We start from the raw sequence: 24,734 nt of genomic DNA on the forward strand, positions 1-24,734 counted from the left end.
TGGGTTTGGGGTCATTCCACTTTTGTGGGGTGGCCCCTTTCTCGTATTCACTTTGAGGTTGCTCAGATCCTCTTGACACCAGGTGAGTTGATGGTGCGCGGCCTATCGGGCAACGATGGAGAACCCTTCCGCGCATGATCGCACCCACATCGCCACTGGTTGGGTAGTGTGGGCCGCACATACAGAAGGAAGGTACCGCCCATGCTCAATCGACTGCACGATACCCTCAGGCTCCGGACGAATCCGGCGATCTTCTTCTCGTCGGCCGCGGTCATCATAGTGTTCGTACTCGCTACGATCTTCTTCACTGACGCCCTCGATACCGGAGTTTCTGCAGCCTCGGATTGGCTGCTGACGAACCTCGGTTGGTTCTATATCCTCGGTGTCACCGTGTTCTTGGTCTTTCTCATCTACATTGCGGCCTCGCGGTATGGTCGAGCGAAGCTCGGTCCGGACAATGAAGAGCCAGAACACTCGAACGGTGCCTGGTTCGCTATGTTGTTCGCTGCCGGCATCGGTTCGATCCTCATGTTCTGGGGAGTGGCAGAACCAGTCAGCCACTTCGGTGATCCGCCACGAGCCTCGCTTGGCATTGAACCTGGCACCGTTGAAGCGGCGACGGAGGCTATGAACTTCACCTATTACCATTTCACTCTGCATACCTGGACGATCTTCACTCTCCCGGCTCTGTGCTTCGCCTACTTCATCCACAAGAGAAACCTTCCGCCGCGGGTGAGCTCCATCTTCCAGCCGATTCTCGGTGAGAAGATCCACGGTCCCATCGGCAAGTTCATCGACGTCGTCGCCATCATCGGCACGGTCTTCGGCATTGCGGTATCTATCGGTCTCGGCACTCTGCAGATCAACGGCGGTCTGGCAGAGATCATCGGAATTCCAGAGAATGCCCTCTGGCAGCTGATCATCATCGGTGTCGTCTGCGGCCTGGCAACCATCTCCGTGTCATTGGGCCTAGACAAGGGCATCAAGGTTCTGTCGAACATCAACATCGTCATGGCGGTGCTGCTGCTGATCTTCATCATCGTTCTGGGACCGACGTTGTTCATGGCCCGCGGCATCTTCGAGTCATTGGGCACCTACATTCAGACTCTTCCTGAACTGGCGCTGTGGAACGATACGTTTGCCGATACCGGCTGGCAGAATACCTGGACAGTCTTCTACTGGGCGTGGACGATCACCTGGTCACCCTTCGTCGGCATCTTCATCGCCCGAATCTCCCGTGGTCGCACGATCCGACAGTTCGTCATCGGTGTCCTCGCTGTTCCCTCGGCCTTCTCCATCCTCTGGTTCGGTGTCTTCGGCTACGCATCCTTCGACATCGAGTTCAACAAGGGTGGCGGCCTCGTCGATCGTGTTGTCGGCGAGGGAGACATCCCAGGAGCGCTCTTTGCCTTCCTCGATCACTATCCGCTCGCAGGGCCGGTGTCGGTGATTGCGATCATCCTGGTAGTCATCTTCTTCGTCACCTCGGTGGACTCCGCTGCGCTGGTGGTGGACACGATGAACAACGGTCACGAGGACTTCAATCCCTTGGGTCAGCGCATATTCTGGGCAGTCTCTGTTGCCGTTGTCACCGCGGCCCTGCTCGTCTTCTCTGGTTCGGGCGGGCTCGAGGCACTGCAGTCGACGATCATCCTCGTTGGGCTGCCGTTCTTCATCATCGCGTACTTCCAGATCTACGCTCTCATGCGCGCGTTGCGCGAAGACGCAGGTGAACTGCCACGTGTGCGGATGCGCAAATGGAAGAAGGTGCTCCCACCCGAAGAGGTTGAGCGCAGGACCGATGATGATGACGTCTTCGGGCACGAATACGACGAAGATGAAGAGGTCGTGATTACGCCTGAAGCTGTTGAGCCGGCTCCTGAGTTCCGTGACCCCTACGTCCCGGGTGATGGAAGGAAGAAGAAGCGCTATGGAACGCTGGCCAGCCGAACAGGCAGCGCCAAGAGCGAGCCGGAACATCCAGGCTGACGCGAGTGAAGTGACGCGTCCCGCCTAGGACAGGCTAGGGGACTGGCCAAGCCTGCGTGCCGGGTGTGGCCAGTCCCTCTGCTTTGATCAGACTGAGCCGATGTATAAGCCGGGGTGCTCAAGCCCGTCCGGGAGGGACACATCTGTCACCGGACAGGGTTTCCACCGCACCGTTAGTGTTGGCTGGTGTAGAAGAGGGCCCCGCTTGTCAGCGAGGCCCTCCTCAGTGGTCCTTATCTCTCTCCGTCAGAACACTGACCGGCGTCGACCGATCAGGATTCCGTGATGAGGCGTCAGGATCCTGATTTGATCATTTCGGCGCACTTCTCACCCATCATCATCACTGTGATGTTCGGGTTGACCGTCGTGATCTCCGGCATTGCGGAAGCATCGACGACACGGAGTCGATTGACACCCTTGACTCGCAGCTGGGGATCCAACGGCGACGACTGGTCATCGGCTGCACCCATCCGCGCCGTGCCCACCGGATGGTAGACGGTGTTGTGGGTGCGGGTGATGTAGTCCTCGATCTGCTCATCGGTCTGGACATCCTTGCCGGGGAAGAGCTCCTCACCGGCCCACTCGGACATTGCGTCCTGAGCCACGATGGCACGAGCCTTGCGGATACCGGCGATCATGACACGCATATCGTGGCCCTCAGGGTCGGTGAAGTACCGAGGATCGACGTAGGGCTTGTCCCGGAAATCACGCGAACGCAGGCGCACGGTGCCGCGTGAGCGGGCGTGCGTGACGTTCGGAGTCAGACAGAAGGTGTTCTCCGACGTCGGGTAGCCCTGACGCAGTGTATGCATGTCGAACGGCACGGAACCGTAGTGCATCATCAGGTCGGGGCGGTCCAAGCCTTCTTCGGTGGGGGTGAAGATTCCGGCCTCCCACCACTGGGTGGAGTCGTCGACCATCGGCTTCTTCGCATCCCAGGCGATGACACCTTCGGGGTGGTCCTGCAGGTGTTCACCGACACCCGGCGAATCGACGCGAACATCGACACCCACCTCGGCGAGGTGATCCTTAGGACCGATTCCCGAGAGCATCAGCAGCTGAGGAGTGTTGATCGCACCAGAGGAGACGATGACTTCTCGCTTTGCTTCGATGCGCTTGGTGTGGCCGAAGGCGTTGTTGACGACGTGGACGCCGGTGCAGTTCTCCTGATCGTCGAACTCGAGGACCTTGGCCTGAGTGTCGGTGAGGATCGTGAGGTTCTCACGGTCGAGGATTGGGTGCAGGTAGGACACCGAGGAGGACGAACGGGTGCCGTCGGTCTTCCGGTTGACCTGGAAGAAGTTGGCACCGTTGATGACGGTTTCGCCTTCGTTGAACTGAACGCGGGGGATGCCCTCCTGCTCACAGGCGTCGAGCAGGGCGACACCGCATGGGTCATTCGGCGGCACATTCATCAGGTGCACGGGGCCGTCGTGACCGTGGTGGTCACCGGGAAGCTCGTTGCTCTCCAGCTTCTTGTACAGGCCGAAGGTGTCTTTCGATCCCCACCCGGTGGCGCCGAACTTGGTCTCCCAGTCATCGAGATCCTCACGCGGGGCCCAGAAGGCGATGCACGAGTTGTGTGAGGAGCAGCCGCCGAGGACCTTCGCCCTGGCATGCCTCATATGAGAGTTGCCGTGCTCCTGCTTCTCGATGGGGTAGTCCCAGTCGAAGCCTGACTCGAGGAGTTCCATCCACCGGTTGAGGCTGAGGACGACGTCTTCGCCGACGTCGGTCGGGCCCGCTTCCAGTAGTCCGACGCTGACCTCGGGATCCTCGCTGAGTCGCGCGGCCACGGCAGCGCCCGCGGAGCCTCCGCCGACGACGACATAGTCAAAGCTATGAGTAGTTTCCACGTTCTGATTCTCCTTATTTGCTGTGATCGGGGAACCAGCCGGTCACGGCGGGCTCGAGGTTCTGGTAGATGTGCTTGGCTTCCTGATATTCGGCCAGACCGGTCGGTCCCAGTTCGCGGCCGAAGCCCGACTGCTTGTATCCGCCCCACTCGGCCTGTGGCAGGTAAGGGTGGAAATCGTTGATCCAGATGGTTCCGTGGCGCAGACGCTGGGCGACCAGCTGAGTCTTGCCCGCATCCTGGCTCCAGACCGCTCCGGCGAGACCGTAGTAGGTATCGTTGGCGATCTCGACGGCCTCGTCGACCGTGGAGAAGGTCTCGACGGTGACGACAGGGCCGAATGCTTCGTCGGAGACGACAGACATTCCACGCTTGACCTGGTCGAGAATGGTGGGCAGGTAGTAGTAGCCCTTCTCCAGATCGCCCTCGCCCCATGTGCCGCCGCAGCGCACGCGCGCGCCTTCGGCAACGCCCTTGTCGACATAGGCGGTGACCTTGTCGCGGTGGGCTGCGGAGATGAGCGGTCCGGTTTCGGCATTGTCATCGAAGGGTCCGCCGAGGCGGATCTGCTGAGCGCGCTCGACGAGGCGGTCGACGAACTTCTCGGCGATGGAGTCTTCGACGATGAGTCGGGCACCTGCGGAGCAGACCTGACCGGAGTGGACGAAGGCGGCGTTGAGCGCGTTGTCGACAGCGGCCTCGAAGTCCGCGTCGGCGAAGACGACGTTCGGGTTCTTTCCGCCGAGCTCGAGTGCGATCTTCTTCACGGTGGCCGCCGCGTTCGCAGCCAGCAGGCGTCCTGTGACGAGGCCGCCGGTGAAGGAGACCATGTCGATGTCCTCATGGGTCGACAGCGGTGCACCTGCATCTGCGCCGGCGCCGAGAATCAGGTTGCCGACTCCTGCCGGAAGACCCAGTTCTTCGAGCACCTGCATCGTCAGGATCGCTGTGTGCGGGGTGAGTTCGGCAGGTTTGAGGATGAACGTATTTCCGGCTGCCAGGCAAGGCGCGATCTTCCAGGCGGCCTGCAGCAGCGGGTAGTTCCACGGGGTGATGAGGGCACAGACGCCGACGGGCTCGTGGACGATGCGGCTGGCGACCGTGTCGGTGCCGGCGTCGACGACGCGGCCGGCGTCGTTGGCGGCCAGTTTGCCGAAGTAGTCGAAGCAGTTGGCGATGTCATCCATATCGATCTCGGACTCGACATAGCGCTTGCCTGTGTCAAGTGATTCGGCGCGGGCGAACTCTGCCTTGCGCTCCCGCAGGACCGATGCGAACTTGAGGAGCAGATCGCCCCGCTCGCTGGCGGGCACGCTCGACCAGACGCCCGAGTCGAAGGCGCGACGAGCGGCGGCGATTGCGAGTTCGGTGTCGGCTGGGCTGGCTTCGTCCACCTCGGCGACGAAACTGCCGTCTGCCGGATTATGGATCTCTCTGATCCCGCCGTTCTGGGCCGAAACCCACTGTCCATCGATGAAAAGCGTGTTGGGCACGATGTCTCCTATTCCTTGATGGTGAAAATCATTGAGATTGAGTCTGTCTTGGCCACCCATGTCGAAGTGCGAGTCCTTGCTGAGTGCATGTCTCCTCTTTCCGCTGGTGGTGACGCTTCCGAGAGCCACGATATGCGAACAAGGGCATCCGATGCTCAATCGGATGAACAGAGTCACAGATTGCCGACGATACTGTGCGCACATGCGGCCTTGCACGGTCTGGGGTGAAGGCTTCCGTGTCTGCGAGGGGTCCGGAACAGTCGTTGCTGTGTGGAACCTCGTGCTGCGATCTGTGCACTGAGCCTGCGGTGACAATGAGCACAATTGTCGGGACGTCGATAGGGTATTTGAAACACCGGGTCATCATGCAACGGTGCCTGATCTGGATTCCGGTATTCAGGTGTGACGTCAGAAAAGAGGCAATTGCTGATGTAGTTTCATGTGGCGATAATGCGGTTGAAGCGGGGGCGTGAAAAGAGTGGACCAGCATGCTCGAATTTTCCACACCAGGCTTCATGAATCCCCTACTGACCGCGATGAGATGACCGTGTGTCCCCGTATGCCGTTGCTGAGGGCACGGTTCGCCACGATTCTAACAGAGCACATAGAGGCGATCTTGCTCTGATGTTATGGCCTGATGCCTAATAGGGGAGCGGTCCGCCTAACCATGCACCGCCGCTTCGTCTGATGAATCGAGGTGGCCGGAGACTGCGGGTTGTGTGGCCCGGACCTGACCGGTGGCTGCGAAAGAGAACTTACCGTGACCATCGCATCACTCTGTCGACAATGAATTCGTGTTCCCACGCACAGGACTTACCCGTTTCGAGTGGACTAGAATGGTGCGGAATCATTGAAAAGACTTTATAGGGAGAATCGTGGCCCCAGGGGATTCGCGAGACAGCCAGCAGAACCGCCGTTCGGACGGCGGGCGCCGCTCAGATCGCGACAGCAATCACAATCGTCGACAGGACTCCCACCAGTCCCGGGACGAGCGCGGGTCACGTAACTCCGATCGTCGCGACGACCGTCGTGGCGGCTATCAGAGCAATCGCTCCAGCGATGGTGAGCGTCGTGGTGGTTACCAGGGCAACCGTGGCAATGGTGGCGACCGTCGTAATGATGGTGAACGCCGTAGCTTCGGCGGCGACCGTCGTGATGATCGTCGTGGTGGATACCAAGGCGACCGCAATAAGGACGGTGACCGTCGTGGTGGTTACCAAGGCAACCGCTCCAGCGACGGTGAACGCCGTGGCGGTTTTCAGGGTAACCGTTCCGGCGATGGTGAGCGTCGTGGTGGTTATCAGGGTAACCGTTCCAACGACAGTGAACGCCGCAGCTTCGGCGGCGACCGTCGTGATGAGCGTCGTGGCGGCTACCAGGGCGACCGCAATAAGGACGGTGACCGTCGTGGTGGTTACCAGGGCAATCGCTCCAGCGACGGTGAACGTCGCGGTGGTTACCAGGGCAATCGCTCCAATGATGGTGAACGTCGCGGTGGTTACCAGGGCAATCGCTCCAATGATGGTGAACGCCGTGGTGGTTACCAGGGCAACCGGTCCAGCGACGGTGAACGTCGCGGTGGTTATCAGGGCAACCGTTCCAACGACAGTGAACGCCGCAGCTTCGGCAGCGACCGTCGTGATGAGCGTCGTGGTGGATACCAAGGGGACCGCAATAAGGACGGTGACCGTCGTGGCGGTTACCAAGGTGACCGCTCCAATGATGGTGAACGCCGTGGTGGATATCAGGGCAATCGCTCCAGCGACGGAGAACGTCGTGGTGGTTACCAGGGCAACCGCCGCGATGACCGCGGAGGAAGCCGACGTCGCGACGGCGGCGGTGACCGCGGAGGCTTCGGGCGTAACAATAATGACCGCAGAGCCGTGCGCTCTACCGAGACCGGCGAATACGCACGCGAACAGCGCGCACGCCGTCCGCGCATCCAAGAGCCGCCGATTCCCGAAGAGGTCACCGGCAAGGAACTTGATAAAGAGCTGCTGGGACAGTTGCGTACCCTCGACAAGGAGAACGCAGCCGCAGTTGCCAAGCACCTCGTCTCCGCCGGAGGGTTCCTGGACGTCGATCCGGAACGCGCCTACGAGCATGCGAAGGCAGCCATGGCCCGCGCGGGTCGCGTTGGCCTGGTCCGAGAAGCACTCGGCATTGCCGCCTATCACGTGGAGAAGTACGACGAGGCAGTTCGCGAACTGCGCACGCACCGACGAATTTCCGGCTCGAACGACAACATTGCGCTCATCGCTGATGCAGAACGCGGTCGTGACAAGCCTCAGAAGGCTATCGAGCTGTTCGAGTCAGCCGGTGAGCTTGAACTCGACAACGATGCTCGCACCGAACTCGTCATCGTTGCCGCCGGTGCGAAATCAGACCTCGGCGACCTCAAGGGCGCACGGGCTCTGATCGAAGCCGAAGACTTCACGCAGAAGCCAAGCGGTGCACTGGTGCGACTGATGGCCGCATATTCCGAAGTGCTGCGCCTGCACGGGGAAACCGAGATGGCCGACAAGTATGAAGAGCTTTCGCGTCGTACTGCCAAGGCCACGGGCACTCTCTTCGGGGACGAAGAGCCAGACCCCAACCTCGGCGTGGAAATCGAGACCGTTGAAGAGATCGACGATGATGAGCCTGCCTCACTCGACGATGCTCCTGCTGAAGCTGAAGCTGAAGCTGAGGCTGAGTACGGCTCGGCACACGATGTCGATGCTGTGGGCATGGCCGGCGTTGACAACAGGGACGCTGCAGAACTCGAAGATGCTGAGTTCGACGATGCCGCGGCCGAACTTTCGACCGCGGCTGGTTCGGGCGCCCATGATGTCGATGTCGACGACGCAGATGCTGAGGACGCGGGCGAAGCAGAGTTCGACAAGGACGCGGGCGACGCCGAGGCCGACGAGGCCCCTACAGCCAGTCTGGTTGCAGACAACGCCATTACAGATGCCGTTGCTGAGGCGACTGGAGACGATCACGTTCCGACGAAGTCGAAGACGCACGTCTCGGAGAAGGAACTGAAGAAGGTCAAGGTCTCCGACGAGGAGATCGAAGCTGAACTCGACGAACTGCTCGAGGACGCTGAGGAAAGCGCCGCTTCCGATGAGGAGACTTCAGAGACCTCCGAGGAAGAAGCTCTCGCAGAACCCGAAGAATCGGGCACGAGCCTCAAGCCTGCCGACAACGCGAGCTCAGAGGAGACGAACGTCTCGTATCGGCTGAACGGTCATCAGTGACGCCAGTCGCCAACGCAGCAGCACCGGTTGATCGACGTGCGCCTGAGGAATCGGGCGCACCGATCGACTGTGTGCTGTTCGACCTCGACGGCGTCGTCTACCACGGTCCGGAACCGATCCCCGGAGCAGTGGAGGGCATCAACTTCCTTCACGAGCAGTCCATCCCCGTCAATTATGTGACGAACAACGCTACCCGCACCGCCGAGGTGGTGGCGGAGCACATCTCCACGCTGGGAATCAACACGACACCGGCCGAGGTGACCACCTCGGCGCAGGTGCTGGCCGGACGGCTTGCCGAAAGATTCGGAACCGGGGCACTCATCTACCTGGTGGGCACAACCGGACTGGCCACGGCGCTGGAATCCGAGGAACTGACACCGACACACAATCTGGATGACGGCCCCGTCGCCATCGCTCAGGGCCTCGACCCGGACATCACGTACCAGGCGATCGTGCGCGCCTGTGAAGCGATCACATCAGGCATCGAATGGTGGGCGACCAACCCCGACTATTCGATGGTCGGGCCCAGGAGCCGAGTCCCGGGCAACGGGGCATTCATCGACATGCTCTCCAAACTCACCGGTGCTCAGCCGACCGTCGTCGGCAAACCCTCCCCGCACATGATGGAGTTCGCGGCACACAGGATCGGAGCCAAACGACCTCTGATGGTCGGAGATCGCCTCGACACGGATATCGAAGGAGGGAACTCAGCAGGGTTCGAGACCGCTCTCGTCCTCACCGGCGTCCACGACATTCACGACGCCCTCCACGCCCGTCCCGGTCTGCGTCCCACCTATATCCTGCCCAGCCTGCGTGGCCTGCCGAAGCTCATCGACAGCGAGGACACGCAAAGATCGGCCGTCGGAGCACCTGGATCCATGGGCTCACGGATCGTCGATGGTCAACTGTGCCTGGACGATTCTGCCCACGACGGGGCCGCCGTCGTCGAGGACGCTCTCCGACTAGCATGGGAGGCGGTGGACCGCGGCGATGACGTGGCTCCAGGGAATCTGCCACGGAGGATCCATGACTGAACCGATGCACGAACCACAGCAGAATAACGAACCACAGCCGGCCGAAGCGCCGAGCCAACCGGCATCGCAGAGCCGACCTGTGCCACAGGCACCCACCCAGGCACCCACACCGGCATCTGTCAACGGTGATGTGCCGGTTGAAAGCTGGCGCCGTGACCTTGAGCAGATCGACCAAGCACCCAGCACCGAACGACACGGACTCCTGTCTGCCTTGCTGGATGACCTCGACTCTCAGGTGAGTTCATTGTGAGCCGACTCGACCGCGAACTGGTCGAACGGGAACTGATCGCCACCCGGTCCCGAGCGGCACGGGAGATCGCCGCCGGACGGGTCAGCATCAACGGCCGAGCAGCCGCGAAGCCCTCGCAGGATGTGACGGATGCCGACGAGCTCACAGTCACAGAACCCGACCCCTGGGTGGCACGCAGCGCGCACAAACTCCTCGGCGCACTGGAGTCCTTCTCCATCACCGACTTCGCGGGCAGAACCGCGCTCGACGCCGGTGCCTCCACCGGCGGATTCACCCAGGTCCTCCTGCACCGGGGAGCGAAGGAAGTCTGGGCCGTCGATGTCGGTCACGACCAGTTCGACGCGGGGCTTCGCCAGGACTCACGAGTCCGTGTCCGGGAGGGCCTCAACCTGCGTGAGCTGGAGAGCTCCGACGTGCCGCAGGTCGATGTGGTCGTCGCCGACGTGTCATTCATCTCCCTGCGACTGCTGTTGGCTCCGCTGCTGGCAGCCACACAGTCCACGGGCGAACTGCTCCTCATGGTCAAACCCCAATTCGAACTCGCCCGCGGTGCACTCGACAAGCACGGCGTCGTCTCCACCGTGAGCAAGCGACGGCGGGCCCTTGACTCCGTCCTCGCCGGCATCGCCGATCACGAGGCCCGCGTAGTCGACGTGGCAGGCTCCGTGCTTCCCGGTCCCAGTGGAAACCTGGAGTACTTCCTGCGTGTTCGACCAGGGAAAACACGAACCGAGTCCGATAGGCTCAACGAGGCGGACATCGCAACCCATCTGGATCAGATCATGAGAGGAGAGCCGTGAGCCGACACATCATGGTGCTGCTGCATCCCCAGCGCGAGGAATCAGCAGTGGCAGCAGTGAGCGTGTGGAAGGCGCTCCTCGACGACGGAATCACCCCAGTCGTCCTCGACGAAGAGGTCCTCGACTTCGCTGAACGCAGTTCTCACGCCGACGTGCAGCAGGAACTCCTCAGCCGCTGCGAGGTCATCGAGCCAGCCCAGCTCGCGACCTGGAAGACCAGATGCGAACTCGTCATCGTCCTCGGCGGTGACGGCACTATCCTGCGGGCAGCCGAACGCTTCCACGGTTCCGGCGTCCCACTCATGGGCGTCAACCTCGGACATGTGGGATTCCTCGCCGAAAGCGAAAGGGAAGACCTCGCCGAGGCGGTCCATCGCGCCTCCCAGCGTGACTACCTGGTTGAGGAGCGCCTCGCCCTGGACGTCACCGTCTGGCACGAGGGAGAGGCCATCTACAACGCCTGGGCCCTCAACGAGGCGACAATCGAGAAGACGTCGAAGGCCCGCATGATCGACGTCGTCCTCGGCGTCGACGCTCGACCGGTATCGTCGTTCGGCTGCGACGGAGTCATCCTGGCAACACCGACCGGTTCGACCGCGTATGCCTTCTCGGCAGGCGGCCCCATCGTCTGGCCCGAGGTCGAAGCACTGCTGCTCATCCCGATCTCAGCCCATGCCCTGTTCACCGAACCGCTCGTCGTCAACCCAGACTCCCGCCTCGGCGTGGAGATCTCGCCGCGCAATCCCGACTTCTCCGCCGTCCTGTGGTGCGACGGCCGGAGAGCCCTCGAGCTGCCAGCCGGGGCGCGGATCGAAGCCAAACGTTCACAGTCACCGATCAAACTGGCCCGACTTCACACCGGCCCCTTCACCGATCGATTGGTGGCGAAGTTCCGACTGCCCGTCTCCGGTTGGCGGGGACCGATCGAGGAGGCGTAGATGATTTCCGAACTGAGAATCTCCCACCTCGGCGTGATCGCCGAAGCAGAGGTCGAACTCTCTACAGGCTTCACCGTCGTGACCGGTGAGACCGGTGCCGGTAAGACGATGTTCGTCTCAGCACTGAGCCTGCTCATGGGCCGCAAGGTCGGTGCAGGTGTGGTTCGCAAAGGTGCGGAGAAGGCAGAGGTCGAGGGCATCTTCTCCGCCGTCACCGACTCCGTGCGCTCCCGCATCGAAGAGGCCGGAGGCAACGCCGAGGACGAAGCGATCATCTCCCGCACCGTGGCACAGAAGGGACGCGCCCGCGCCACCGCCGGTGGACGCACCGTCCCCATCTCGGTGCTGACCGAGATCTCCGATGAGCTCATCACCCTCCACGGACAGTCCGAACAGCTGCGACTCAAAGGTCCCGCCCAACAGCGGCAGCTGCTCGACGCAGCGGGAGGCCCCGAACTCGAGGCCGTGGCCGGCAGATATCGTGCAGCATTTGAGAACTGGCGCGAAACCCAGACCCGGGTCGCCCGAATCAAGGACAGTACCGCGGCCAGACGGGAGAGGATCCTGTGGCTGGGCGGCTGCCTGGAAGCCATCGACAAGGTCCGACCAGTCCCGGGTGAAGATGAGGCACTGACCGCGCAGGCTGCGAAGCTCGGAGCCGCGGCTGAGATCACACAGGCCGTCGGCAGTGCCCACGACCTCCTCCTCGGCAGCGAACTCGACGATGCCGGTGCCGCCGTCGACCACGTGCACCAAGCGATCAGCGCACTGACCGACGTGGAATCCGCGGACCCGGAACTGGCTCGAATCAAGGACGCCCTCAACGATGCGGTCCTGCGCCTGTCCGATTCCGCCGCAGAGCTCAGCTCCTATCTCACCGGATTCGACGAACTGGGGGAGACCTCACTTGAAGAGACCGAAGCTCGCAGAGCCGAACTCGGATCACTGGCCGCCTATGGGCAGGACGTGGCCGAAGTCCTGGACTTCGAAACACGCTCAGCCCAGGAACTGGCCGAGCTCGAAGCCGATGACCGCGACCTCGGACAGCTCGACGTCGAACTCGAGGCAGCACGCAGCGCAATGGAAGCAGCCGGCAGCGCCCTGACAGAGATCAGAACCGCCACGGCAGAATCCTTCTCCCGCGCCGTGAGCGCAGAGCTCGCAGCCCTGTCGATGCCGAAGGCCCAGGTGACATTCGAACTCACCGAACGGGAACCGACAGCACACGGGTGCGACGATGTCCGCCTCACCTTCGCCCCACACGATTCCTCTGCCGGTGATGACATCGGCAAGGTCGCCAGCGGTGGTGAGCTCTCACGCGTGATGCTCGCCATCGAAGTCGTCCGCGCGGCAGGGGAAGCCATCCCCACCTACGTCTTCGACGAAGTCGACGCCGGTGTCGGAGGAAAGGCCGCCATCGAGATCGGTCGACGCCTGGCCAAACTTGCTGAGAACGCACAGGTCATCGTCGTCACCCATCTGCCCCAGGTCGCAGCCTGGGCGGACACCCACGTCACCATCGTCAAGGACGACGACGCCGAGACCGTGAAATCCGGCGTCAGAGAACTCAGCGAAGACGAACGGGTCATCGAGCTCTCACGGATGCTCGCCGGAATGGAGGACTCCTCCTCGGCGAAGGCCCATGCAGCCGAACTCCTCGACTCAGCACGGCAGGTCAAGACCGGTCAGACGGCGCTGACATGAGAGAATGGGCGGACCATGAAAGTGCGTAGAACCCGGGAGAAGCCCACAGTCCCAACCAGGTCCGGCCCGGCTCCTGCCAGACTCGATCGGCGGACGAAAGACCTCACCAAGCGTTTGAGCGCAGGCGATATCGCGGTCATCAAACACGCCGACATCGACCGGATCTCCGCCGAGGCACTCGTTGCCTGCAGACCCGCCGCAGTCATCAATGCGGACAAGTCGATCTCCGGTCGCTACCCCAACCTGGGACCGGGAATCATCGTCGACGCCGGAATCCCGCTCATCGACGCCACCGGCCCGGAGATCTTCGACTTGGTCGAGGAGAACTCCCAGATCAGCATCGCCGATGACACAGTGCTCCTCGACGAGAAGGAGATCGCCACCGGCATCGTCCAGACCTCGGAGACGATCGCGGAGGACATGCACGCAGCCGAGGCCGGAATGAACTCCGTGCTCGTGGATTTCGTCGACAACACGATCGAATACATCCGCAAGGACTCGGACCTGCTCTCGGCCGAACTCGTCGTCCCCGAGGTCGCCACGAAGTTCGACGGCAGACACGCCCTCATCGTCGTCCGCGGCTACCACTACAAAGAGGACCTCGCGATCCTCGCCTCCTACATCCGGGAGTATCGTCCGCTTCTCGTCGGCGTGGACGGTGGAGCCGACGCCATCATCGAAGCCGGTTACAAACCCGACATGATCGTCGGCGATATGGACTCCGTGTCCGACACCGCGCTGACCTCCGGAGCCGAGATCGTCGTCCACGCCTACCGGGACGGAAACGCACCCGGAACCGAGCGCGTCCATTCCCTGGGCGTCGACTGCGTCGCCTTCGCCGCCTCGGGCACCAGCGAGGACATCGCCATGCTGCTGGCCGACGACAAAGGCGCAAGCCTGATCGTGGCCGTGGGCACACACGACACCGTGATGGAATTTCTCGATAAGGGGCGAAAAGGCATGGCCTCGACATTCATCACGCGCCTGCGAGTGGGCTCGAAGCTCATCGACGCCAAGGGCGTATCGCTGCTGTACCGACAGCGGATCTCCAACCTGCAACTGAGCATCCTGATCATCGCGGGCCTCGTCGCACTCGGTGTGGCACTGTTCGCGACAGCTGCCGGCCAGACACTCATCGGGCTCGTCGGAGCTCAACTCGACGGGGTCTTCGGTTGGATCGGCTCCCTGTTCGGCGGCGACCCTGCTGCATCCTCAGAATCTGCCAGCATCATTCAAGGACTGACCAGTGATTGATTTTCGTTACCACCTTGTCTCTCTCGTCTCGGTCTTCCTGGCCCTGGCGGTGGGAATCGTCCTTGGCGCTGGACCGCTGAAGGAACCGATCGGTGAGTCCCTGCAGAGCCAGGTCGACTCACTGCGCGCAGACCGTGACGATCTGCGCGCGAAGATCGATGCAGCCAACGGCAACATCGACAAGCAGAACGACTTCGTGACCTCTGCCGCCCCCGAACTCATCGGCGACACACTGAAGGGTGAAGACGTCAGCATCATCGGCGCACCGAAGGCCGACCCCGAACAGGTCGAAGAGGTCACCAACCGGATCAAGGAAGCTGGCGGAAAGATCGGGGGAGACGTCTCCTTCGTGGACAACACCCTGTCGCTGACGGACTCCAAAGACTTCCTCAAAACCTTGAGAGACTCGGTGCCGAGCCTGCCGAAGGACGACTCGACGGCGCTTCGGTCCGCTCTCGTCATCGCCCTCACCGGCAAAGCCACGATGCTCGAAAGCGGCAAGGACCGGGACGCTGCGGAGAAGAAGTCCTCCGGAATCTTCGATGCCTTCGTCGACGCAGGACGCCTGCGCACCGACACCGACCACAAGCCGACCTCGCTCTTCGTCGTCATCGATGATGAGAATTCGAAGCTCGCCGATGAGACCGAGCCCAGCCCCGAAGCGACCAATGACAAGGCAAACCGCACCCTCATCACTGATTTCATCAATTCGCTGACCTCTGACTCGAAGTCCGTGGTCGTAGCCGGAGACGCGGGATCGGCCCAGAACGGTCTCGTGTCCATCCTCAGGACCGAGAAGTCGCGGGCCAGCACCGTCGACGGACTCGGGCTGGGAGCCGGGGCCGTCATCACCGTCCGCGCCCTAGCCGCAGGCGAAGCCGGAACCCACGGCCACTACGGATTCTCCAATGATGCCGAAGAGATCATGCCAGGAAAGGACTGAGATGATCCGCTCACTCGTCAGCTCCGCCGTCGCCGGCTTCCTCGGCTACACGGCGACTAAGGCGATCCTGTCCTCGAAGCTGCGCACCCATGACAAGGTCGTGCGCACGAATCATGCCGGCCATGACGTCTCCCTCGTCGAAGGTCCAGCGGTCACAGCGGGACTGTTGGCAGGCAGCCTCCTCATCGAAGCGCCGCGTCAGCGCGCAGCGACCCTGCTGGTGACCACCGTTGCCGGAGGTCTGGGCGCGGTTGATGACTTCCTCGAATCCGGTGACTCGAAGGGACTGCGCGGCCACCTCAGCGCACTGGCCCAAGGCCAGATCACAACCGGCGGGATCAAGATCATCGGAATCCCGCTGGCCTCGATCGCGGCTGCGACGATTCTGCGGACCGGGCGAGACAGCCGCGGGCTGTTCTCCTCGAACTCAACGACGGCAGAGCAGACCTGGTTCGGTTCCACGGTCGACGTCGTCGTCACCGGGGGAGTCATCGCCGGAACGGCCAACCTGTTCAACTTGCTCGATCTTCGCCCTGGACGCGCCCTCAAGGCAGGTCTGCTGACACTGTCCTTCATGCCCCACAAGCACGGCCTGACCTGGTCGCCCAGCGCAGCCATCGCCGGGGCCAGCGCCGCAGCGTGGCCAGACGACCTCGACGGTGCGGTGATGCTCGGCGACACGGGCGCCAACGCCCTCGGTGCCGCATTGGGAACGATCGTCGCCGAGAACTCGACAGCCACCCAGCGTGCGCTGGTGCTGTCTGGCCTAGTCGGCCTCACCCTGCTGAGTGAGAAGGTCTCGTTCACCTCCATCATCGAATCCACCCCCGGACTGCGTGAGATCGACGCCTTCGGCCGCGAGGCCGTGTGAGTAAGCTGGTTCGAGTCTTCGCCTCTGCGGCGCTGCTCGTCTCGGTCATCACCCTCTTCACCCGCCTCATCGGGTTCCTGAGGTGGTTGGTCTTCTCGCCGACGGTGGGTGCCGGCACCGTCGGCACCGCCTACCAGTCGGCGAACCAGGTTCCCAACATCCTCTTCGAAGTCGTCGCCGGCGGCGCGCTGGCCGGAGCAGTCATTCCGCTCCTGGCGATTCCCCTGGCACGTTCGGACAAGGAAACGGCGGGACGGATCGCCTCGGCGCTACTGACCTGGGCCGTCTCAGTCACTCTGCCGTTGAGCATCATCCTCGCGGTCTTCGCCGACCCGATCGCCAACCTGCTGATCGAGGATGGGGACGAGCAGCACAGAGCCACCGCGGTATTCCTGCTCATGTTCGCGCCTCAGCTCGTCCTCTACGGCATCGGCGCCGTGCTCACCGGTGTTCTCCAGGCACACCGGAAGTTCCTCTGGCCGGCATTCGCGCCGCTGCTCTCGAGCCTCGTCGTCATCGGATGCTACTTCGCCTACCAGGCAGTCGGCGGCACCGACGGCACCTGGCAGTCCCACATCGGCTGGCTCGGCTGGGGCACCACGATCGGCGTCGCCGCCCTGGCACTGCCGCTGGCCCTGCCGATGCGCTCGACCGGTCTCAGGATCTCGCCCACCTGGACCTTCCCACCCGGGGTCGCCCACCGTGCACTGCGACTGGCCGGAGCAGGAATGGCCGCGCTGCTCGCTCAGCAGGCGGCAGTGGTGATGACGCTGCGAATGGCGAACTACTCCGGCGGTGAAGGCACCTACGTCCTGTTCGCCTACATCAACGCGGTCTACCTCCTGCCCTACGGGGTGCTCGCGATCCCACTGGTCACGGTCATGTTCCCCTCCTTGTCCGGATGGGTGGGACGGACCAAGGATCCCGATGCGAGCGCCGAGGACCGAGAAACGGCCACCCTGCGCCTGCACCAACTGACGTCGACGACCACGACGGTCATCGTCAGCATCGGACTGCTGGGCACGGTGATCCTGATGACCGCAGCCGGCGCCCTGGAGACGTTCTTCACCGCCATCGATGCTGCCAGCGGACACGCATCAGCGCCCTTCTCTTCGATGAGCCAGGCGATCATGGTCATGGCACTCGCAGTCCCCGGCTGGTCCTTCGTCGCCTGGGGGACGCGTGTCTTCTACGCCCTGGAACGTTCCCGCCACGCGGCCGTGGCCACCACGGTCGGCTGGGTCTTCGTCATCGTCGGCATGGTGCTCGCGATCCTGGTCACGAACGCAGACGGAGACGCCGGTCTGACCCTCGTGGCAATCTGCGCCGGTTATGTCCTCGGCATGAGCGTTGCCGGCCTGTTCCTGCTCATCTCGATGCGCCGGGTCCTGGGAGCGGCTGGCCTGCGCGGCATTGTGCGCCGCAGCCTGCACTCCCTGCTGGCCGCGGCCGTCGCCTCAGTCGCCGGTGTCCTCGTGTCCGGGTGGCTGGTCGATTCTCTCGGCACCGCAGCCGTGGGCTCGGTGATCAACGGCGTGGTCTCCGCCTTGGTCGGCGTGGTGATCTTCATCGGCATCATCGCCATCGACCGCAGCTATCTCACCGAGGTGCGCGGACTGCTGTCGAATCGCCGAGGTGGTCCCGACCTCGCCGAACAGACCGACCCTGCCGTACAGGCGCCGCGACCGATCACTTCGACAGAGAATGAGGATGAGAGATGAGAATCATCTACGTGCTCGGCACATCGACCGGGGGTGTCGGCACCCATGTGCGTGCCCTGGCCCGTGACCTCGCCGCCGCCGGCCATGAACTCGGAGTCATCGGCCCCGCTTCCACCGATGAGCACTTCGGCTTCTCCTCCCTGCCCGGGGTCCGCTTCGCCGCCCTTGACATGGGAACCGGAATCGGTGCCCGTGACGGTGCTCTGATCATCCGGCTGCGCAGGCTCATCGGCAGCTTCAACGCCGACATCGTCCACGCCCATGGCTTCCGGTCAGGATTCGTCACCCTGCTGGCGACGCGGTCCATTCGGCACCGCCCCCGCCTCATCATCAGCCTCCACAACCGGGCCAGTGGTCAGGGTCTGAGAGCCACGGTCGAGACCGGCATCGAGACTCTGCTTGCCAAGGGCACGGACGTGACGATCGGTGCCAGCACCGACTTGGTGGACAGGGCTCGGGAGCTCGGCGCACGCGATGCCAGGTTCGTGCCCGCCGCAGCCCCGGAGGTCCTTGAGGTCCCCGCCGAGGCGGCCGTTGCCACCCGCGCGGCACTGGCCGCGGAGTTCGGATTCGGGCCAGACGCGCTCATCGTGCTCGCCGTCGGGCGTGTCGCACCGCAGAAGAACTATCCGATGCTCGTCCGGGCCCTGGGCCGCCTCGGCGGGCCCGAGCCGAGCGAGTCGCATGAGCCGAATGCGGGATCCGAGCATCAAGGACCAGAACTCGTCTTCCTCATCGCAGGAGCCGCCGACCAGGCCGTCCTCGATGAGGTGTGCGGGCAGTACGAGGACCTCGCCGGCACCTCGGCGGTGCCTGCTCTGCATTTCCTCGGTCCCAGAGACGATATCGCCGAACTCAATGCGGCCGCCGATCTCTATGTGCTCACCAGCGTCTGGGAGGCACGTGCGCTGGTGCTGCAGGAGGCGCTGATCTCCGGACGAACCATCATCGCCACCGGCACGGGTGGCACGACGGAACTCGTCGGGGATGCGGGCATTCTCATCAATGACGATGACGACATGGGCCTTGCCGCAGCCATCGGCGAATTGGCCTCGGATCCTGCTCGCAGGGCCCAGCTGGCCGCCCGGGCCAAGGCCCGCGGAGCCCAACTTCCCGATGAGAGAGAAGTGGCCAAAGAACTGGTGGGCATATACACGGAACTCATGCCCTCCCAGGTAGGGTAGAAGCAGCGTCGATCTAATGAAAAGGATGAGGAAATGAGCGAATCCGGCGAGGTCCACCCACTCAGCGCAGACACGAGGATTCTGCATGTACTCGCCGAAACCACGGGTCCCGTCGTCGAAGTCGCGAAACTCGCAGTGCTCGGGCATCTGCGTGCCGGCTTCAAGGTAGCAGTCGCTGCCCACCGTTCGCTGCTGGGTACATTCGGAGTCCCCGAAGAGCTGGCGGACAACTTCCGCGAGATCGAACTGGCAGCCCGACGACGCTTCACCTTGGCAGATCCCAATACCGCATTCACTCTGCACAAGTACTACCAGCACGTGGACATCGTCCACGCCCACGGCCTGCATGCTGCGACGCTCGCCGGTCTCGCCTTCACCGGCCTCCCTGCCCGACTGCACCCGAAGGTCGTCGCGACGATCGAGTCCTTCGACGCGGCCGGTGTGATCGAGAAGACCGGTGCGGAGATCGTAGGTCGCACCGCAACTGCGCTCCTTGGCACCACCGAACCGGTCGTCGACTACTTCGGGGGCAAGGTTCCGATCGTCGAACGCGCCGAGCTCGTCCACCCGGACATCGACGTCGACCTCACCGTCAGGACACCGCGCGCACAGGTGCGCCGGGAACTCGGCGTCGAAGAAGGCACGTGGATGGTCGCCAGCCCCATTGCCCTGCGCGACCACACGGCCCTGGCCACGGTCCTCGATGCGGCAGACCAGATCAACACGAAGCGGCCCGGCCGTCCCGTCGTCACGGTCCTCACCGGCACCGGCAAGGACCGATCCACGATTGAGTCCGCCTTCGCCGACCGCGGTGTCATCGTCGCCCCAGCCGATGACCTCGTCGACGTCGCAGCTGCCGCGGACGTCGTCATCGCCAGCGAGACCATGACAGGACTCAGCCATGAAGACCTCATGCAGCTGTCGAAGCCTGCGGTCTTCATCGGCAACCAGCGACGCGCCGGCATCTGGGGTGCTGCGGCCAAGGCCGTCGCAGCCGACGACACCGACGCACTTCTGAGTGAGATCAATCATCTTCTCGATGACCCTGCCGGACGCGGATCGCAGGCTGTGGCCGCGAAGAAGCGCGTGATTGACGTGAATAACGGGGCCGCGATCTCTGCGACGCTGCTTGACCTCTACGCCGAAGTCGCAGAATCGTCGGATTCGTGAGCCCAACTTTGATAGGATCAAATCCCGTGGTGAATCGAACTGGCCCAGGCGGCACAAATACGGCAAAGCACATCTTCGTCACGGGAGGCGTTGCCTCTTCGTTGGGCAAAGGACTGACGGCATCGAGCCTCGGCCACCTGCTCACTCAGCGCGGACTCTCGGTAGCAATGCAGAAGCTGGATCCCTACCTCAATGTGGATCCCGGAACAATGAATCCCTTCCAGCACGGCGAAGTCTTCGTCACCGAAGACGGTGCTGAGACCGACCTCGACATCGGCCATTACGAGCGTTTCCTCGACGTCGATCTCGACGGCGCAGCCAACGTGACGACCGGACAGGTCTACTCCTCGGTCATCGCCAAGGAACGTCGCGGGGCCTACCTCGGCGACACCGTTCAGGTCATCCCGCACATCACCGACGAGATCAAGTCGCGGATGCGGGCCCAGGCCGAACGTCCTATCGACGAACGTCCCGATGTCATCATCACCGAGATCGGCGGAACTGTCGGTGACATCGAATCCCAGCCGTTCCTCGAGGCCGCACGTCAGGTCCGACACGACATCGGCCGCGACAACGTGTTCTTCATCCACGTGTCCCTGGTTCCGTACCTCGGGCCCTCCGGTGAGCTGAAGACGAAGCCGACTCAGCACTCTGTGGCGGCACTGCGCTCGATCGGCATCCAGCCCGACGCGATTGTGCTGCGCTCCGACAGGGAGCTTCCCGACTCGATCCGCACGAAGATCGCCTCCTCCTGCGACGTGGAGTCAGATGCGGTCGTGTCCTGCGTGGACGCACCGAGCATCTATGACATTCCGAAGGTCCTCCACGACGGAGGCCTCGACGTCTACGTGATCCGTCGCCTCAACCTTCCCTTCCGTGATGTCGACTGGACGAAGTGGGACTGGGTTCTCGAGCGCGTCCACAACCCCGAGCACACTGTGCGCATCGGCATCGTCGGCAAGTACATCGACCTCCCGGATGCCTATCTCTCGGTCACCGAGGCGTTGCGCGCCGGTGGTTTCGCCAACAATGCCAAGGTCAAGGTCGAATGGATCGCCTCCGATGACTGCGACACAGAGGAAGGCGCTCGTGAGCGTCTGTCCGATCTGGATGCGATCTGCGTGCCCGGCGGCTTCGGCATCCGCGGCATCGACGGCAAACTCGGCGCACTCGAATACGCCCGCACGAGCGGAATTCCGACTCTGGGTCTGTGCCTGGGCCTGCAGTGCATGGTCATCGAGTATGCCCGGAACGTGGCCGGCATCGACGAGGCATCATCCTCCGAATTCGACCCCGATACGCAGGTCCCCGTCATCGCCACAATGGCCGAACAGCTCTCCATCGTCGAAGGCGAAGGCGACCTGGGCGGAACCATGCGCTTGGGCACCTACGAGGCGAAGCTCGATGAAGGAAGCGTCGTCGCCGGAGTCTACGATTCGACGCTCATCACCGAACGCCACCGTCACCGCTACGAGGTCAACAACGCCTACCGCGAACAGCTGGCCACGGCAGGACTCCACTTCTCGGGCACCTCACCCAGCGGTGAACTCGTAGAATTCGTCGAGCTGCCGGAATCCGAGCACCCCTACTACGTGGCGACGCAGGCTCACCCCGAGCTCAAGTCACGCCCGACTAAGCCGCATCCGCTGTTCGCGGGGCTCGTGGCAGCGGCGCTGAAGTCCCAGAAGTAGGCAGGGCCCCAAATGAGCGATCTGCGCGACGAAGCCTATACGCCGACCATCACCGAATCCGACGTGGTCTACCACGGAGCGGTGTGGAACATCCGGCGAGAGACCTTCGACTTGCCCGAAGCATCTGGGCTTGTGCGCGACATGATGGCTCACACGGGTGCTGTTGCCATTGCGTGCGTGGATGAGCAGGAGCGGATCCTGCTCATCCAGCAGTACCGCCATCCCGTCCGGGCCAGGCTCTGGGAAGTCCCCGCCGGACTCCTCGATATCCCCGGCGAAGATCCCTTCGCCGCAGCGAAGCGAGAACTGGCAGAAGAAGCCGATCTGAGAGCCGGACGCTGGGAAGTCCTCACCGACTCCTGCCTGACACCAGGCGGCAGCAGCGAATCGATCCGCCTCTACCTGGCCCGGGACCTCGAGCTCATCGCAGACGAGGAACGGCACGAACGCAGCGAAGAGGAAGCGGGCTTCAGATTCCGCTGGGCCAGCCTTGATGAGGCTCTCGACGCAGTGGGCGCCGGCGAGATCACGAACTCGATCGCGCAGCTGGCGATCCTGCAGGTGGATCGGATCCTGCGTGCCGAAGCCGTCGGGGAGCCCATCAGAACCCGCGGCGTCGATGCGCCTCGCCGTCTCATTGATGGCCGACCGCGAGTCTGAGGTCTGATCCATGGCCCGGCACGGTGCCGAACTGCTCCCGGAGCTGCCGCAGTCGCTGTCCCGCGCCTTCGTCACGTATCTGAACTCACTGCGGTTCGAGCGTGGGCTCTCGCGGAACTCCATCGATGCCTACGCCCGTGACCTGGCCAGGTACGGCACCTGGCTGAACGGGCAGGGGATCGGTGACCTCGGCGAGGTCGCACGCACCCACGTCGAAGCCTTCGCTCTGCATCTGCTCGATGAGAACCTGGCCCCCCGGACTCGTGCGCGAGCGCTCGTCGCGGTGCGCCGTTTCCACGGATTCGCCCTCGGTGAGGGACTGGCGGCCACGGATCCCGCATCTGAGGTCAGCCCACCACAGGAGGGGCTGCGCCTGCCCAAGGCGCTGTCTCTGGACGATGTCGAAGCGATGCTGGCCACAACTGGCGGCGAGGAGCCCGCACAAATCAGAGCGGCAGCACTTCTCGAGCTGCTCTACGCAACGGGGGCCCGGATCTCCGAGGCAGTCGGGGTCGACCTCGACGACGTCGATCTCGAGACCAACCTCGTACGCCTCTACGGCAAGGGCGGGAAGGAACGGATCGTGCCCTTCGGCTCCCACGCCTCCACAGCCCTTGGTGCCTGGGTGTCGAGGATTCGACCGAGCATGGCCGCGAAGGCCAGATCATCAGCACCGGCCGGGGCCCTGTTCCTCAATGCGCGGGGGACCCGCCTGTCGCGTCAGACCGCGTGGCAGATCGTCAAGGACGCAGGTGAACTCGCCGGGCTGGAAGCAGAAGTCTCACCGCACACGTTCCGGCACTCGTTCGCGACACACCTGCTGGAGGGCGGAGCCGATATTCGCGTCGTCCAGGAACTGCTGGGACACGCGTCAGTCACGACCACGCAGATCTATACCAAGGTGTCAGAGGAAACATTGCGTGAAGTGTACGCGACCTCTCACCCCCGGGCGCGGTAGGGTTGGGGCAGAGAGCAACGAAAGGTGGCCATCCGAGTGATGAATACGCAACAGGCGCTGGATATTCCCAAATCGAAATCCACTGACCCTGAGCAGCAGGACTTCGACGAGCCAGCACCGCTGGACACTCATGGGCCTGCCCGCATCATCGCGATGGTCAACCAGAAGGGCGGCGTCGGCAAGACGACCTCATCGATCAACCTCGGCGCCTCTCTGGCCGCCTACGGGCGCAAGATGCTCCTCGTCGACTTCGACCCGCAGGGTGCCTTGTCCGTCGGTCTGGGCGTCAACCCCTACGACCTGGAAATCAGCATCTACAACCTGCTGATGAATTCGCGGATGGATCCGCACGAGGTCATCGTCAGCACCGACTTCGAGAACATCGACATCCTCCCGGCCAACATCGACCTCTCCGCCGCTGAAGTCCAGCTCGTGGGCGAGGTCGCCCGTGAGCAGATCCTCTCACGAGTCCTGTCGAAGGTCACCGACGAATACGATGTCATCCTCATCGACTGCCAGCCCTCCCTGGGCCTGCTGACCGTCAACGCTCTGACAGCCGCGCACGGTGTCATCATTCCGCTTGAGACCGAGTTCTTCGCCCTCCGCGGCGTCGCACTGCTCGTGGAGACCATCGAGAAGATCCAGGACCGCCTCAATCCCTCCCTCGTCGTCGACGGGATCCTGGCGACGATGTTCGACTCGCGCACCCTCCACTCGAAGGAGGTCATGTCGCGCGTGACAGAGGCCTTCGACGACAAGGTCTTCGACACGGTCATCAACCGCACAGTGAAGTTCCCTGACGCCTCGGTCGCTGCCGAACCGATCACGAGCTTCGCACCCAGGCACGCAGGCTCCGAGGCCTACCGTCGCCTGGCCAGGGAACTCATCGCCCGCGGAGGCGCACCCTGAGCGAGACCGTACACGAAGGGTTCCAGGTTGAGCTGGAGAACTTCTCCGGTCCCTTCGACCTGCTCCTG

20 protein-coding genes are annotated in these 24,734 nt (G+C 63.1%); 17 read left to right on the forward strand and 3 right to left on the reverse strand.

Annotated elements, in window-relative coordinates; translation table 11 throughout:
• Positions 1-201 precede the first annotated feature (201 nt).
• Positions 202-1,989, forward strand: a complete 1,788-nt coding sequence (locus tag JTF07_RS19885) for a BCCT family transporter (protein ID WP_204235927.1) — start codon at positions 202-204, stop codon at positions 1,987-1,989.
• Between the two features lie 293 nt (positions 1,990-2,282).
• On the opposite strand, the gene JTF07_RS19890 is transcribed toward JTF07_RS19885, so the two are convergent.
• The 3 genes from JTF07_RS19890 to JTF07_RS19900 all read right to left on the reverse strand — a co-directional run bounded on the left by JTF07_RS19890 (position 2,283) and on the right by JTF07_RS19900 (position 7,283).
• Positions 2,283-3,845: a GMC family oxidoreductase gene (locus JTF07_RS19890; protein WP_204235928.1), complete on the reverse strand. Its 1,563-nt coding sequence runs from the start codon at positions 3,843-3,845 to the stop codon at positions 2,283-2,285.
• A 13-nt stretch (positions 3,846-3,858) separates the two neighbouring features.
• Positions 3,859-5,337, reverse strand: a complete 1,479-nt coding sequence (locus JTF07_RS19895) for an aldehyde dehydrogenase family protein (RefSeq protein ID WP_204235929.1) — start codon at positions 5,335-5,337, stop codon at positions 3,859-3,861.
• Between the two features lie 998 nt (positions 5,338-6,335).
• Complete coding sequence (locus JTF07_RS19900) at positions 6,336-7,283, reverse strand: hypothetical protein (RefSeq protein ID WP_204235930.1); 948 nt, start codon at positions 7,281-7,283, stop codon at positions 6,336-6,338.
• Here JTF07_RS19900 and JTF07_RS19905 point away from each other — a divergent pair.
• From JTF07_RS19905 to JTF07_RS19980, 16 genes are read left to right on the forward strand one after another with little or no spacing between them, the layout of a single operon-like run.
• Positions 7,221-8,579, forward strand: coding sequence for a hypothetical protein (locus tag JTF07_RS19905; protein ID WP_353844039.1), 1,359 nt, complete (start codon positions 7,221-7,223; stop codon positions 8,577-8,579). The genes JTF07_RS19900 and JTF07_RS19905 overlap by 63 nt on opposite strands.
• Positions 8,576-9,613, forward strand: a complete 1,038-nt coding sequence (locus JTF07_RS19910) for an HAD-IIA family hydrolase (RefSeq protein WP_204235931.1) — start codon at positions 8,576-8,578, stop codon at positions 9,611-9,613. Before JTF07_RS19905 ends, JTF07_RS19910 begins: the two co-directional genes overlap by 4 nt.
• Positions 9,606-9,863, forward strand: coding sequence for a hypothetical protein (locus JTF07_RS19915; protein ID WP_204235932.1), 258 nt, complete (start codon positions 9,606-9,608; stop codon positions 9,861-9,863). The genes JTF07_RS19910 and JTF07_RS19915 overlap by 8 nt, the downstream gene beginning before the upstream one ends.
• The gene (locus JTF07_RS19920; protein WP_204235933.1) at positions 9,860-10,663 is read left to right on the forward strand and encodes a TlyA family RNA methyltransferase; all 804 of its coding nucleotides are present in this window, start codon (positions 9,860-9,862) and stop codon (positions 10,661-10,663) included. Before JTF07_RS19915 ends, JTF07_RS19920 begins: the two co-directional genes overlap by 4 nt.
• On the forward strand, positions 10,660-11,601 hold the full coding sequence (locus JTF07_RS19925) for an NAD kinase (protein WP_204235934.1): 942 nt from the start codon (positions 10,660-10,662) through the stop codon (positions 11,599-11,601). The genes JTF07_RS19920 and JTF07_RS19925 overlap by 4 nt, the downstream gene beginning before the upstream one ends.
• Positions 11,602-13,305, forward strand: coding sequence for a DNA repair protein RecN (gene recN, locus JTF07_RS19930; protein WP_204235935.1), 1,704 nt, complete (start codon positions 11,602-11,604; stop codon positions 13,303-13,305).
• Positions 13,306-13,320: 15 nt separating this feature from the next.
• Positions 13,321-14,559 (forward strand): putative cytokinetic ring protein SteA, encoded by a 1,239-nt coding sequence (gene steA, locus JTF07_RS19935; protein WP_204235936.1) that lies wholly within the window; start codon positions 13,321-13,323, stop codon positions 14,557-14,559.
• On the forward strand, positions 14,552-15,502 hold the full coding sequence (locus JTF07_RS19940) for a copper transporter (protein ID WP_204235937.1): 951 nt from the start codon (positions 14,552-14,554) through the stop codon (positions 15,500-15,502). Before steA ends, JTF07_RS19940 begins: the two co-directional genes overlap by 8 nt.
• Position 15,503: 1 nt before the next feature.
• Positions 15,504-16,373 carry a hypothetical protein gene (locus tag JTF07_RS19945; protein WP_204235938.1) on the forward strand — a complete coding sequence of 290 codons (870 nt, stop codon included), beginning with the start codon at positions 15,504-15,506 and terminating at the stop codon, positions 16,371-16,373.
• Positions 16,370-18,094: a murein biosynthesis integral membrane protein MurJ gene (gene murJ, locus JTF07_RS19950; RefSeq protein WP_204235939.1), complete on the forward strand. Its 1,725-nt coding sequence runs from the start codon at positions 16,370-16,372 to the stop codon at positions 18,092-18,094. The genes JTF07_RS19945 and murJ overlap by 4 nt, the downstream gene beginning before the upstream one ends.
• Positions 18,091-19,278: a glycosyltransferase family 4 protein gene (locus tag JTF07_RS19955; RefSeq protein ID WP_204235940.1), complete on the forward strand. Its 1,188-nt coding sequence runs from the start codon at positions 18,091-18,093 to the stop codon at positions 19,276-19,278. The genes murJ and JTF07_RS19955 overlap by 4 nt, the downstream gene beginning before the upstream one ends.
• 33 nt (positions 19,279-19,311) lie before the next feature.
• Positions 19,312-20,448 (forward strand): group 1 glycosyl transferase, encoded by a 1,137-nt coding sequence (locus tag JTF07_RS19960; protein WP_204235941.1) that lies wholly within the window; start codon positions 19,312-19,314, stop codon positions 20,446-20,448.
• An 8-nt stretch (positions 20,449-20,456) separates the two neighbouring features.
• Positions 20,457-22,139, forward strand: coding sequence for a CTP synthase (gene pyrG, locus JTF07_RS19965; RefSeq protein WP_213018989.1), 1,683 nt, complete (start codon positions 20,457-20,459; stop codon positions 22,137-22,139).
• A 12-nt stretch (positions 22,140-22,151) separates the two neighbouring features.
• The gene (locus JTF07_RS19970; RefSeq protein ID WP_204235943.1) at positions 22,152-22,799 is read left to right on the forward strand and encodes an NUDIX domain-containing protein; all 648 of its coding nucleotides are present in this window, start codon (positions 22,152-22,154) and stop codon (positions 22,797-22,799) included.
• A 10-nt stretch (positions 22,800-22,809) separates the two neighbouring features.
• On the forward strand, positions 22,810-23,757 hold the full coding sequence (gene xerD / locus JTF07_RS19975) for a site-specific tyrosine recombinase XerD (protein ID WP_204235944.1): 948 nt from the start codon (positions 22,810-22,812) through the stop codon (positions 23,755-23,757).
• Positions 23,758-23,796: 39 nt separating this feature from the next.
• Positions 23,797-24,666, forward strand: a complete 870-nt coding sequence (locus JTF07_RS19980; RefSeq protein ID WP_204235945.1) for a ParA family protein — start codon at positions 23,797-23,799, stop codon at positions 24,664-24,666.
• Positions 24,667-24,734 lie beyond the last annotated feature (68 nt).

The sequence above is a fragment of the Brevibacterium sp. RIT 803 genome, from assembly GCF_016892625.1.
GTDB lineage: Bacteria > Actinomycetota > Actinomycetes > Actinomycetales > Brevibacteriaceae > Brevibacterium.